The sequence below is a fragment of the Gloeocapsopsis sp. IPPAS B-1203 genome (assembly GCF_002749975.1).
Taxonomy (GTDB): domain Bacteria; phylum Cyanobacteriota; class Cyanobacteriia; order Cyanobacteriales; family Chroococcidiopsidaceae; genus Gloeocapsopsis.
Map to the genome: position 1 here is coordinate 430,543 of NZ_PEIG01000003.1, position 13,751 is coordinate 444,293.

9 protein-coding genes are annotated in these 13,751 nt (G+C 41.0%); 5 read left to right on the top strand and 4 right to left on the bottom strand.

Going from position 1 to position 13,751, the window contains the following annotated elements:
* Positions 1-14 precede the first annotated feature (14 nt).
* The gene (locus CSQ79_RS07910; protein ID WP_099700700.1) at positions 15-2,531 is read left to right on the top strand and encodes a TonB-dependent siderophore receptor; all 2,517 of its coding nucleotides are present in this window, start codon (positions 15-17) and stop codon (positions 2,529-2,531) included.
* Positions 2,532-2,550: 19 nt separating this feature from the next.
* Positions 2,551-3,600: an ABC transporter substrate-binding protein gene (locus tag CSQ79_RS07915; protein WP_099700619.1), complete on the top strand. Its 1,050-nt coding sequence runs from the start codon at positions 2,551-2,553 to the stop codon at positions 3,598-3,600.
* A gap of 86 nt (positions 3,601-3,686) precedes the next feature.
* Here the strand turns inward: CSQ79_RS07915 and CSQ79_RS07920 are convergent, their stop codons facing one another.
* Together CSQ79_RS07920 and CSQ79_RS07925 are read right to left on the bottom strand one after the other, a co-directional pair.
* A complete protein-coding gene (locus tag CSQ79_RS07920) occupies positions 3,687-4,484 on the bottom strand; it encodes an Rpn family recombination-promoting nuclease/putative transposase (protein WP_099700620.1) in 798 nt (265 codons plus the stop codon).
* Positions 4,485-4,594: 110 nt separating this feature from the next.
* Entirely contained in the window at positions 4,595-5,155 is a 561-nt protein-coding gene (locus tag CSQ79_RS07925; RefSeq protein ID WP_099700621.1) for a Uma2 family endonuclease, read from the bottom strand.
* 259 nt (positions 5,156-5,414) lie between these two features.
* Between CSQ79_RS07925 and CSQ79_RS07930 the strand changes: the two genes are divergently transcribed.
* Entirely contained in the window at positions 5,415-6,965 is a 1,551-nt protein-coding gene (locus CSQ79_RS07930) for an NAD(P)H-quinone oxidoreductase subunit N (RefSeq protein ID WP_099700622.1), read from the top strand.
* Positions 6,966-7,179: 214 nt separating this feature from the next.
* On the opposite strand, the gene CSQ79_RS07935 is transcribed toward CSQ79_RS07930, so the two are convergent.
* Entirely contained in the window at positions 7,180-7,848 is a 669-nt protein-coding gene (locus tag CSQ79_RS07935; RefSeq protein WP_099700623.1) for a DUF6875 domain-containing protein, read from the bottom strand.
* A gap of 825 nt (positions 7,849-8,673) precedes the next feature.
* Here CSQ79_RS07935 and CSQ79_RS07940 point away from each other — a divergent pair.
* Together CSQ79_RS07940 and cobJ are read left to right on the top strand one after the other, a co-directional pair.
* Positions 8,674-11,352 carry a non-ribosomal peptide synthetase gene (locus CSQ79_RS07940; RefSeq protein ID WP_289500830.1) on the top strand — a complete coding sequence of 893 codons (2,679 nt, stop codon included), beginning with the start codon at positions 8,674-8,676 and terminating at the stop codon, positions 11,350-11,352.
* Positions 11,353-11,429: 77 nt separating this feature from the next.
* Positions 11,430-13,259 carry a precorrin-3B C(17)-methyltransferase gene (gene cobJ / locus CSQ79_RS07945; protein WP_099700624.1) on the top strand — a complete coding sequence of 610 codons (1,830 nt, stop codon included), beginning with the start codon at positions 11,430-11,432 and terminating at the stop codon, positions 13,257-13,259.
* Positions 13,260-13,298: 39 nt separating this feature from the next.
* Here cobJ and CSQ79_RS07950 read toward each other — a convergent pair whose 3' ends face one another.
* Positions 13,299-13,649 (bottom strand): phage holin family protein, encoded by a 351-nt coding sequence (locus tag CSQ79_RS07950; RefSeq protein WP_099700625.1) that lies wholly within the window; start codon positions 13,647-13,649, stop codon positions 13,299-13,301.
* Positions 13,650-13,751 lie beyond the last annotated feature (102 nt).

The following is a 13,751-nucleotide window of genomic DNA, read 5'->3' on the forward strand; positions in this document are numbered from 1 at the left end:
TTAGCGCGGTCGTGGTGTGTAAAGCTATAGGTCAAAAATATCAAATTCTTGTCGCCATAGGTGCGATTTCAATTCTGACAGTAAAACCTGCTCAAGCAAATTCAACGCGGATTCAGGATATTATTCATCATCAAAGTGCGGCACTACTAGCGCAAGAATCTAGTGTAACAGTAGTGCCAGTAACGGGAGTGCAAGTCAATCCTACAGCGAAGGGCGTAGAGGTGATTTTACAAACTCTTCAAGGAGAACAGTTACAAGTTACAAACCGCAATGCTGGTAATAACTTTATTGCTGATATTCCCAATGCCCAATTGCGTCTGCCTAGCGGTGAGGCTTTTACATTTCGCTCAGAAAAACCAGTTACGGGAATTACTGAAATAACGGTTGCTAACTTTGATGCTAATACTATCCGCGTGACAGTGACGGGTGCAGCAGGAATACCAGTTGTAGAATTGTTTGACAGCGACGAGGGTTTAGTTTTTGGCTTCACACCAGTTGTCTCCTCTGCCCAAACTCCACCAAGCGATCAGCCATCAAATCAAGGCGATGAACTGATTGAATTAATCGTCACAGGACAGCAAGATGGTTATCGCATACCTGAAGCCTCAACTGCAACGAGAACCGATACGCCTTTGCGAGATATCCCTGGTTCAATACAAGTGATTCCCCGACAGCTACTAGAAGACCAGAATACGATACGAATACAGGATGCACTACAGAACGTCAGCGGCGTAAACAGGCAAGGAAATTACGGAGGAACAGATGCGGGTGGATATACCATTCGTGGTTTTGCACAAGAGGGAAACTTTCGCAATGGTCTTGCTGATAATGACTTCTATTCCTCGGTAGATACCGCCAATATTGAACGCATTGAGGTTCTCAAAGGACCTGCTTCTGTTTTATTTGGTCAGGTTGAACCAGGAGGGATTGTTAATGTTGTTACGAAACAACCCCTCAGTACTCCCTATTATTCGGCTGACTTTAGTGTCGGCAATTACGCATTTTATCGTCCCAGTTTTGATTTATCAGGACCCCTCACCGATGACGGTTCGCTGCTATACCGACTCAACGTTGCTTATCAAAATGCTGGGAGTTTTCGCGATTTTAACTTTACAGAACGTCTGTTTGTTGCGCCTGTCATTACTTGGAATATTAGCGATCGCACTTCATTAACTTTTGACTTAGAATACCAGAACAATAATTATCTGTTTGATCGCGGACTTCCTGCTATCGGAGATAGACCCGCGCCCGTCCCTATTAGTCGTTTGGTTGGTCTTCCTGAAAGTATTTATGATGATAGTACCTTTCGGGCTGGCTACAGGTTTCAGCATCAATTTAGCGACGATTGGGAGTTACGCAATGCCTTTTCTTTTGTGTCTGGCAGATCGGGAGGCACTTATGCTATTGGTGGTAGTGAGCTTATTGATGAGCAATTCAGCCCAATAAGTGTGGGGCGCGATGACTTCTTGCGAGAAATTTATACACTACAAACAGAATTAGTCGGACGGTTCAATACGGGTTCGATTCTCCACCAACCTTTATTGGGGGTGGAGTTAAGACGCAATGTGTGGAATTATACTTCATTCGATGTGACAGAACCCCTACTTCTCGACATTTTTAATCCTAATTATGATGTTGCGTTTCCTGATATACCTGATGAAGAAACTTTCTCGTATACAACTCGCCGAGATACTTTAGGAATTTACCTCCAAGATCAAATTACCTTTGCCGATAATTTAAAGCTCTTGATTGGCGGACGTTTTGATGCTTTTCACCGCAGAGATGACTTCGGAACACCAGAAGAGGAATCGCTGACGAGCTTTAGTCCCCGTGTTGGTATTGTCTATCAGCCCATTGAGCCGATTTCGCTCTACGCCAGCTACACGCGATCATTTCAACCCGATCGATTTCTCGGTCGTTCTGTAACCAATACCCCCTTTGAGCCAACTATCGGTAGGCAGTATGAAATTGGTATCAAGGCAGATATCAGCGAACAACTTTCAGCAACACTAGCAGCCTTCGAGATTACTAAAACCAATGTTCTAACAACCGATCCCATTAATCCAGATTTTTCTATTCAAGTGGGCGCACAAAGAAGCCGAGGTATCGAATTAGACATTAGTGGTGAAATTCTTCCAGGTTGGAATATTATCACATCTTACGCCTACATCAACGCGATTACCTCAGAAGACAACACCATTCCCGTTGGCAATCGGCTGATTAACGTTCCCGAACACGCGGCTAGTCTCTGGACAACTTATGAAATTCAAAGCGGTGATTTGCAAGGTTTGGGTTTTGGTTTAGGACTCTACTACGTAGGAGATAGAAATGCTGATCTTGAAAACACAGCCATTTTGCCCAGCTATTTTAGAACTGATTCAGCAATCTATTACAAACGGGAGAACTGGAAATTAGCATTTAATTTCCAAAATATTTTCAATGAAACCTACTACGAGACTTCTCAAACCAGAAATATTATCTATCCTGGCGCACCTTTCACTGTGATTGGCTCATTTTCTATCGAGTTCTAATGTTTTTGTTTAGCTCACAATGTTCCTAGATTGCCACAACCTGAATCGATACGTTAGTCTTGTCTTTCTCACCGTCATTTTGATCGCAGCTTGCCAAGGTGGTATTACTAACAGTCCTAGTTTAGATGAGCCGCCATCCACTGATTGTCGAATGATTAACCATGCTGGAGGTAAAACCACGATTTGTGGCAAACCTCAAAAAGTAGCGGCTTTGGAACCAAAAATACTAAGTATGATGCTTGCGCTTGATGTGCAACCTGCTGCTTACGCTGATGCTTATTTGGTACAGTCACCCCAATTTGACAACCCTAGCACACAGATTCCTTACTTGGGCAATTTTATCACGAGTCAGCCGGTGAATTTAGGCGAGCGATCGCAGCCCTCTTTGGAAACTTTAACTCTAGTCAAACCAAATTTAATCTTAGGCGTAAGCTCTCAGGAAAATAAACTGCTGTCTTCAATTGCTCCTACAGTGCTAATAAACATTGATACACAGGGATGGCAAGATAATATTCAAATTGTCGCTAAAGCACTCAATCGAGAAGATAATGTACAACAGGTGATTGATTCGTATCAGCAACAGCTTGCCGAAGTTCGCACTAAACTAGCCCCTTTCGTAAACACTCATCCGCGAGTGTTGAATGTCATTTGCAGTCAATCGATGGACTACATTGAGATTGCATACGCTGGGGATGCAGTTCGGATCTTGGAAGCCGTTGGATTTCAACCTGTATTACTTAACAATGTGGAGCAAAAACCAGGAGTCCGACCCATAGTTACTATTGAAACATTATCTCAACTCGATGCAGATATTATTATTGTTCATACTTGGCTTGAGCAATGGGAAGGCAATTCTACTTATAACGTCCCGCTAGCAGAACTCAAGCAAAAATGGGTTAAAAATCCCCTGCTGCATAATTCACGAGCATGGAAAGAAGGTCGAGTTTACTTCGTTGACTATCAAATGTGGGGTAGTGTTATTGGTGGACCTATTGCTGATTCTCTGATATTAGAACAGTTGCCAACACTTCTACTTTCACCTTCCCAAGGTAATTTAAATCCGACATGAAATAGGTAGAAATGGGAATTTTTGCAGCCTGTGCAGTGCTAGATAATTCAAGTATCTAACTAACAAACCCTAGATGATGAGGGTTTTTATTGTTCATGCGATCGCCCTGCTTCTCTCACTGCTGCAACATCTAATTCTAGTGCTTCTGCAACTTGTTCCAAAGTTAATCCTAACTTCAATAACCGAGGCACTGCTTCCAATTTACCCTCAACACGTCCCTTACGTTCTCCGTCTTCCAAGCCTTCTTGGTAAACCCTTGTTTGTTTCAAATCGCCTAATCCTAACATTGCTCGAATCTCCGCTTGACTCTTGTGAGGAAACTTATAAACAACGATCGTTTCTATTAATTCTACTAATTTTCTACTTACCTGTTCATCAGTAATTTGTCTACTTTGCTCAATTAGACTCCTGGCTTTTACACTTGCTACTTCTGGTGGTTCAACCAATAGTATAAGAGTTCCTAAACCGATTGATTGATGAGCAAAATCTTTCAACTCATCTAAGTAGATTACTTGCACCCGTTGACTTTCAAAAAACTCCCAGTAGCGCGTAGGTACTCCCAGATCGAGGCGACGACTCATCCAAATCACTGTTCCCCGCCAATCGTTGAGCATTTCCGTCTTATCCAGATAGATAAAAATCTCGGTGAGGAGGCGAGAGTATAACCCAGGATCAGATTGAAACTGAAATTCGGTGAAATGAATTGGTTGGTTTAACTGTGGTTGTTTGGGCAAAAACACCCCATCAATGCGAAAGGCTGTTTGCTTGACTTCCACTGATAAAAATTCATACGCCTCTGCTTCAACTGAAGATTGACCCAGCAATTCAAAAAAAACACTCGGAAATGTCTTAAACAGTCGATAGAGAATTGAATCAGTTTTCACACAATAAAAAGACTATCTCAGAATAAATATAATGGGTAGAAATAAACGTAACTAAAAGGTTGGTAATTGGTAACTGGTAATTGGTCAAGCTAAAGAATTTCTATGACCTGTTACCCGATAAAAGATTTCACGGTTAAAGTAAATCCAGGAACAACATCCTCCCCACTCAAAACTGCTGTTGCTGGATACTGTGTAATTGATTGATCTGCCCTGTATACCCAAGCTTGTTGATTTTGACGGTCAAATAACCATCCCAACCGTACGCCATTTTCGATATACTCGCGCATTTTTGCTTGTAGCGTTTCCAAACTATCAGTTTTAGAGCGAATTTCTATCACAAAATCAGGAGCTAAATTCAAAAAAGAATCTTCCTGCTCGTCCCAATTTTCTGGTAATCTGCCTTTAGCAACAAAAGCCGCATCAGGAGATCTTACAGCAGTATTTGCTAAGCGAAAACCACAACTTGAGCTAAAGACTTCACCAAGATCGTTACTTTCCACCCAGTTTAGTAGGTAAGCTCCTGCTTTAATTTCGCGATTACTAGAAATCCCTCCTGTAGGTGGCATAATGACTAACGTCCCGTCAGCATTCCGCTCAAATTGTAAATCTGGATTTTTGGAACTGATTTGCATTAACTCTTCATCAGTTACAGTAGCCCAAGATGAAATCATCACTTTTTACCTTGAATTCAAAATCTAGTGATAATTTGGCATTTAACTATAAATTGATTGTAACCATAGCTATATGGAATAGTTCTTCTGTGCAAGTAACTTATTATACCTGTAATAGTTACTTGCAATCTCTCATCAGCGCTGGTAATGAGTTGTGTCGCAGTCATTACCGAAAAGATGAAACACACATAAAAGGAACCATATGATAGACAATAAAGTTAACACAGCGATTGTCTCATAGCCAAAACCTATATCACTCATGGATTTTGCTAATCTTGTAGACCAGTTAAATGCTGGAACAATTTTGCCGGAGGGGATAGTGCTAACTACCTTGATGGTAATAGTCATAGGCGATTTGATTGTCGGACGTAGTGCTTCGCGCTGGATTCCTTATACAGCGATCGCAGGTTTACTCGCCGCTGTCGTCGCGTTATATCTTCAATGGAATAACCCAAATCCGATTTCATTTCTTGGTGCTTTTAATAGCGATGACCTCAGTATCGTCTTTCGCGGCATCATCGCGCTATCAACTGCGGTAACGATCTTGATGTCGATTCGCTATATTGAGCAATCTGGCACAGCTTTAGCAGAATTCATTGGAATTATGCTGACAGCAACACTAGGAGGGATGTTCTTATCTGGGGCTTCTGAATTAGTGACAATTTTCATCTCACTAGAAACCCTCAGTATCTCTTCGTACTTGATGACAGGATACACCAAACGCGATCCCCGCTCAAACGAAGCTGCACTGAAATATTTGCTGATTGGTGCTTCAAGTACAGGTGTTTTCCTTTACGGTGTTTCTCTACTGTATGGTTTATCTGGAGGTGAAACTCAATTAAGTGCGATCGCATCGGCAATAACTGACGCTAACTTAAGTCAATCACTTGGTTTAGTAATTTCTTTGGTATTTGTGATTGCAGGTGTTGCATTTAAAATTTCTGCTGCACCCTTCCACCAGTGGACACCTGATGTTTATGAAGGTTCGCCAACTCCAGTCGTTGCATTTTTATCAGTAGGTTCTAAAGCTGCAGGATTTGCTTTAGCAATTCGCATGATGAATAGTGCTTTCCCCCTACTCATTGATGAGTGGCAATTTGTTTTTACTGCGCTTGCTGTCCTCAGTATGGTGCTAGGTAACGTCGTTGCGCTGGCACAAACCAGTATGAAACGAATGTTAGCTTATTCCTCAATCGGACAAGCTGGATTTGTGATGATTGGTTTAATTGCGGGAACCGAAGCAGGTTATGCCAGTATGGTATTTTACCTATTGGTTTACCTGTTCATGAACTTGGGAGCATTTACCTGTCTCATTCTGTTTACGCTACGGACAGGTACTGACCAAATTAGTGAATACTCTGGTCTTTATCAAAAAGATCCTCTGCTAACGCTGTGTTTGAGTATCTGCTTACTATCTTTAGGCGGTATCCCACCTCTTGCAGGATTCTTTGGTAAAATTTACTTATTCTGGGCAGGATGGCAAGCTGGACAATATGGATTGGTTCTACTCGGTTTAGTCACCACGGTAGTTTCTATTTACTACTACATTCGTGTTGTGCGGATGATGGTTGTTAAAGAACCACAGGAAATGTCTGAAGCCGTGAAGAACTATCCTGCAGTACAATGGAATTTACCTGGAATGCGACCGTTGCAAGTCGGCTTGGTATTGACTCTAGTGGCTACTTCTTTGGCAGGGATTTTGTCGAATCCACTATTCACCATAGCTAACAGTTCAATTGCGCGCACACCCACACTGCAAACAACGGTAATTAGTACCCACATACCCGCGAAAGAACAGAACAGGGGTTAGATTAACGAGAAAACGGTCGTGAATTAAGGAAGTGCTTAACTAGCAATCTTACACTTTTCTTCACGACCGATTGAAAACAAATACTACTAAATTCTTCTAGGTTAAAATACAAGTTTATTTTTTAAGAAATCCGCAGAATATTAAGTAATTCAGCTTTAAGTACAAAGCTTACCATAACTAAAATATATTAAGACAAAAATTAATGGTTATTACTTTAATTAACTAAGCTGAATTGTTCTAGTTGATATTTAGCTAAAGACAATGCTTCCTGAGCTAACTTAACTTTTTCATCTTTTAACACATTGTGCAAACGCGATAGATAAGCCTCAAGATATCTAATACGCAAGCTTGGCTCAGAATTTAAATCATTAAGAAAAGGAAGATCAGACTCGACCATAAAGCGAATACCTAGCATTGGAATTGGGCTACGAAGGGGACGGAAGTTGGGATTATGTAGCCCAGAACTGCTGTTTTGCTTGTGAAATTCTCCTATCATTAGTCCTGCCTCAACAAAGGAAGGCTTCAGCTGGCGTTGGATACTATCAATTAATTTAAAAGCTTCAGTACTGATATCAGGAAAAATGAGCATGAGAGCTTTGTAAAATGCAGCTTCTCCTTCTGTTGGTTCTAAGTTAAAGAAAATATTTTGGTAGCCTTTGACAATCTTTTCAACTTGCTGTTGCTCCAAGTTTTGAGTACGAATTACTGTTAGTCGTATGCTATTTAACTGTAAAGCACGAGGCAAAAAAGGACAAACAGGACCAGCTCTTCCTAAATCAGGGTGAGGCTTTGCTAAAAACATTTTAACCCACTCCATAGTTTGACTTAAGTAAGGTATATCTTCTTGGATTTGGTCAAGCTCAATTGGTGAATATAGTTGCATTCTACTAAATAATTAAATGTATTTGTACAGCTTTTGAAAAAGAGAGAAATGTAACCAGCGCACCAAAGAGTATATTGTCAAAGTCTGGAAAAAATTAGGCTTTTTAACATTTACAGCCTCAATAGTGCCAACTATTATTGGAATGTTTTATAAAACACCCTATCAATTCATAAAATTGATAAAAACAAATAATCCAGAATATTAATGAACGTTTATTAACTAAAGTAGGAGTATTGTTCCTTAAACTCATAAAAATTCTGTTTTACAGAAAAATAATTATTAAATATAGTGTTATTAATCTTATCCAGGTAGTCTGATTAAGGTAAATTACGTTTTCAGTGCTATTTTATATTGAAATTTCTAGAAATAAACTATGGTTTATTAAGAGCTTAATTAACCTCAAACAAAACTTGAATTTTACATACCTAACTACATAATAAAAATTCAAAAATCTAAATAAGTAGGCGGGCATAATTAGACATCACACATAGCATTTGTTGGGTAATGGGTAATAGATACTGCTTGACCAATTACCATTTACCAGTCACCAGTTACCAGCCCTTAAGCTATGTTTATTTTTACCCACTTACTTAGTGTTTTTTGATTTAAACAAAGTTTTGTATTTTCTATAACTTATTGTCATTTTTAACAATGTATCAATAGAAAGCAGTCATTAAAAAACTATTCACATAAGAAAAAATATTTGTGGGATTCAATCAACATACTTTTTCTGATACTAAACATACCTTTAAAAACGTTTACAGCTACCTAAGTGTTCTAAATTTTAGAAGTATTAATATCTAGCTAAAAATGGTAGAAATGAGTATGAAAATAAAAAATGAAAATTTTTATCTCAAGCAAGATATCCAAAGAGAACCATTAAACGAAACCAACTTCCTTCAAAATTTAGAAGTAGAACATAATGCTTCAGACTTGTCTGTCAATTCTACGTACATTCATCAAATGTTTGAAGCTCAAGTAATGCAAGCTCCTGATGCTGTAGCTGTAGTTTTTGACAATAAATACTTTACTTATCAGCAGTTAAACCAACGAGCAAATCAGCTAGCACATTACTTGCAGTCACTTGGGGTTGGTCCTGAAGTGTTAGTTGGCATTTGTATAGAGCGATCCTTAGAGATGGTTGTAGGGCTGTTAGGAATTCTTAAAGCTGGAGGAGCTTATGTACCTCTAGAACCCGAGTATCCTTTAGAACGCTTATCCTTTATTTTGCAGGAAACCCAAGTAGAAGTATTACTGACTCAAAAACGACTAGCGCAGAGCTTACCAACCTCTAGAGCACTAATTTGTTTAGACTCAGATTGGGAAGTTATATCCCAGCAGAGCAAAGAAAATTTAGTCTGTGAGACAACGGGAAGTAACCTAGCATATGTAATCTACACCTCCGGTTCTACAGGACAGCCCAAGGGAGTGATGATTTGCCACGCTGGAATTTGCAATCAACTGTGGTGGAGACAAAATACTTTTCCACTTACTACTGCGGACAAAGTTTTACTATCATTTTCGTTTAGCTTCGATCCCTCTGTTTGGCAGATATTTTGGCCCTTATCTTGCGGGGCGCAGTTGGTTTTGGCTCGTCCAGGTGGGCATCAAGATAGTGCTTACCTCGTTAAGTTGATTGCCGAGCAGCAGATTACTACAATTGCTATGGTACCTGCGATGCTCCGCTTATTCTTAGAGGAAAGGGAAGTTGATGCTTGTAAATGCTTGAGGTATGTCTTTTGCGGTGGTGAAGCCTTACCAGCAGAACTCCAGACCCATTTCTTCACCCGTCTGAACTTGGACAATGTTTTGCACAATGTCTATGGTCCCACAGAAGCCTCAATAGATGCTACTTATTGGTGTTGCGATCGCAATAGTAATTACCAAATTGCCCCGATTGGTCGTCCAATTGCTAATACACAAGTTTACATCCTAAGCGCTGAGTTACAGCCTGTATTTGTAGGAGTACCAGGCGAGCTATACATTAGTGGAGCAGGGCTTGCTAGGGGGTACCTCAACCGCCCACAGTTAACTGCCGAGAAATTTATTCCCCATCCCTTCAACAGTGAACCAGGTAGCCGTTTGTACAAAACTGGAGATCTGGCGCGTTTCTTACCAGACGGTAACATTGAATTCCTTGGTCGTATTGATCACCAATTAAAGATTCGTGGCTTCCGCATCGAGTTAGAGGAAATTGAGGCAGTATTGCGCCAACATGACTGTGTCAAGCATAGTGTGGTTATGGGTCGAGAGGATACACCTGGTGATAAGCGTTTAGTGGCTTACATTATTCCGTCTCAGGAGCAAGCACCAACCACTAGTGAATTACGTTGCTTCTTAAAAGAACGACTGCCTGACTACATGATTCCCGCTGTGTTCATTATTCTGAAAAGTTTACCACTCAACGCTAATGGTAAAGTAGACCGTCATGCCTTACCCGCACCTCAACCCGAACGACCTTCGTTGCAAACACCCTTTGTTTCACCTCAAGATCCTTTAGAACTTCAACTAACAAACCTCTGGGAACAGGTTCTCAAGACTTACCCTGTTGGAGTGAGGGATAATTTCTTTGAACTAGGAGGAAACTCACTACTAGCTGCACGTTTGTTTTCTCGTATTGAAGAAATGTTCAGTGAAAAACTTCCATTAGCCACTCTTTTTCAAGCACCGACGATTGAACAGTTAGCTTGTATTCTTCAAGAGAAAGGACGGAACACTTCTTGGAAATCGCTGGTAGCCATTCAACCCAAAGGCTCTAAACCACCATTTTTTTTCGTACACACTAAGGGTGGTAACGTTTTGGGCTACCGAAGCTTGGCGCATTATCTAGGTGATCAACCCTTTTATGGGCTACAAGCAAAAGGATTGGATGGTAAACAAACTCCTCATACCCGTATTGAAGAGATGGCAGCTGACTACATCCGAGAAATACAGGAACTCCAGCCCTTTGGTCCTTACTTTATTGGTGGTTACTCTTTTGGAGGTTTAATAGCATATGAGATGGCAAGACAATTGCAAGCTCAAGGGCAAAAAATAGCTGCATTGGTTTTAGTAGATACCTATAACAGACAAGGGCTGTGGTTTGAAAAAGTGTCTTTACGTAGTAAGTTTTCTCGGCATCTAAATAACTTGTTACGACTTACACTCAAAGCAAAATTTGCTTATATAAAACAGAAGTTGAAGCAGGGATTTTATTTGCCAAAACAATCTACAATATCTCTGCAAACGACGCCATTGCAAGCAGCTTTTGATCAAGCTATTAAAACTTATGTACCTCAAGCTTACTCAGGTAAGTTACTTCTATTCCGAGCAACTCAACAACATAAATATTGGTCGCCATCTATGAAAATTGATTCCCAATTGGGCTGGAGTAAATTAGTTGCTGAGGGTATAGAGATTAAAGATCTTCCTGGGCATCACTTCAATCTGTTACGCGAACCCTGCGTACAAATTTTAGCGGAGTCGCTACAAGCTTACCTCGATTCAATGCAAGCAAGTAAATAAGTGGTGCTCGTTCAAGCAGAATCTCAGTTAGATGGTAAAACTATTTACGTGGAGCCTAGATTTCTTTATTATTAATTGTGTTAACTTTGCAAAACTTTCAACCGATAGCGGCGATCGCCACAACCCCAACAGCAGCTAAAACGTTACAGCCACTATGTCAAAATGGCGTCACACTCTGGATTCCAGAATCAGTTGTAGGTATTGCAGAAGCAAAGATCTATACAGGTTCACTCAAAAGTCATATTGCTGAACTTTGGCAAACACACCAAGGTTTGATATTTGGTTTAGCAACAGGGGCTGTAGTCCGGCTAATAGCGCCTTTACTGCAACATAAATCCTGCGATCCAGCAGTTGTCGTTGTTGATGAAACTGGTAAATTTGCGATCAGTTTGTGTAGCGGACATCAGGGTGGGGCAGATAAATTGACACAAGCGATCGCACAGCTACTCAATGCGACACCTGTCTTAACTGGTGCTGCGTCTACATTAGGATTACCCGCAGTCGATATTGTCGGAATTCCCTTTGGTTGGCAACGCGGTGCAGGAAACTGGACAGAAGTCAGTGCAGCAGTAGCACGCAATGAACCAGTACAAGTCATTCAAGAAGCCGGTTCTACGCTCTGGCAATCTACAACTAGTTTTCAGCATTCCAGTTTAACCCTCGAATCCACTCCAGATCCAACACCTAAAGTTTATATTACCCCTCGCCCCTCATCTCTAGCCCCTCACCCCTTCATACGTTGGCATCCTCGTGTTCTCTGGCTAGGAATTGGTTGCGAACGTGGGACATCGCGTGAATTGATTGAAAGCGCAATTACGCAAGTTTGTCAAGAACATCAATTAGCCGAACAAGCGATCGCAGGTATTGCCACGATTGACATCAAAGCCGATGAAGTAGGCTTAATTGAATTATGCCGCGATCGCAACTTGCCTTTACGTACTTTCTCCGCAGATATTTTACGTTCTGTTACGGTACCCAATCCTTCAAAAATTGTTAATGCTGAGGTGGGAACCCCCAGTGTCGCTGAGGCTGCGGCATTATTTGCTGCCAATGCTCAAAATTTACTTGTTGCTAAGCAAATTTTTCGTGCTGCGGAATTTAAAGGTGCGGTTACTGTTGCGATCGCCCAAGCTGAACAAGAATATACTGGACGTACGGGCAGATTGTTCCTCGTTGGGATAGGACCAGGACAATTAGATCAAATAACCCCTGCTGCACAAGCTGCGATAAGTTCTGCGGATGTTGTTATCGGTTACTCGCTGTATATCAATTTGATTGCCCCACTCCTCCAACCAAATCAAATCATCGAAGCCTTACCAATTACTCAAGAACGTCAACGGGCGCAACGGGCAATTTCACTCGCACAGTGGGGTTTAACTGTTGCTGTAGTCTCCTCTGGTGATATTGGCATTTATGGGATGGCGGGTTTAGTTCTAGAGGAACTCCAAGCACAAGGCTGGGATGGTAAAACGCCATCTGTAGAAGTATTTCCAGGAATTACCGCAATGCAAGCCGCTGCAGCACGTTTGGGTGCGCCCTTAATGCATGATTTTTGTGCAATTAGTTTAAGCGATCTACTGACACCGTGGGAAGTCATTGAAAAACGCTTACACGCCGCAGCCCAAGCAGATTTTGTTACGGCGCTGTATAATCCGCGATCGCAAACACGCATTCAACAACTAACAAGCGCAATTAAAATATTCTTACAATATCGCAATCCGCAAACTCCAGTTGCTGTGATACGCTCTGCTTACCGTCAAAATGAACAAATCACCTTAACAACACTCAAAAAACTGCAAGATGTTCCTGTTGATATGCTGACAACAGTTTTAATTGGCAACCAAAGTACGCGGACTCAAGGTAATTGGATGATTACACCACGAGGCTATAATACTGGTTTGCCTTAGAGTTGCTGCGTTTGGGAAAGCAGGAAAAGACAACCATCCTTAACGGCGAACGCTACCAACTAAAAAAGTAAGTAGGCTTGTTACCAGTGTTAAAACAATTGAACCTAATAGGGCTGGAAAAAATCCTGTAACGACAAAGCCAGGAGTAATTGCACCAGCTAACCAAATAACTAAGGCATTAATAATAAATAAAAATAAGCCTAAGGTGACAACAGTGAGTGGTAGTGTCAACAAAACTAATATTGGCTTCGCAATTGCATTAAGTAATCCTAAAATCACCGCAGCAAGTAACGCAGAGGCAAAACTAGTGACAGCAAACCCAGGAACAATGTAAGCAGTGATTACTAATGCGATCGCACTTAAAAGCCAAATCAGAACAAACTGGATCATAACGTTCACTCCTCAATATGCAGTAAGCAGCACCAAAATACTTAAATTAGAGATGCGCTAAGCTGAAAAAGCACTTTAGTCGCAAAATAGATCTTGGCACTT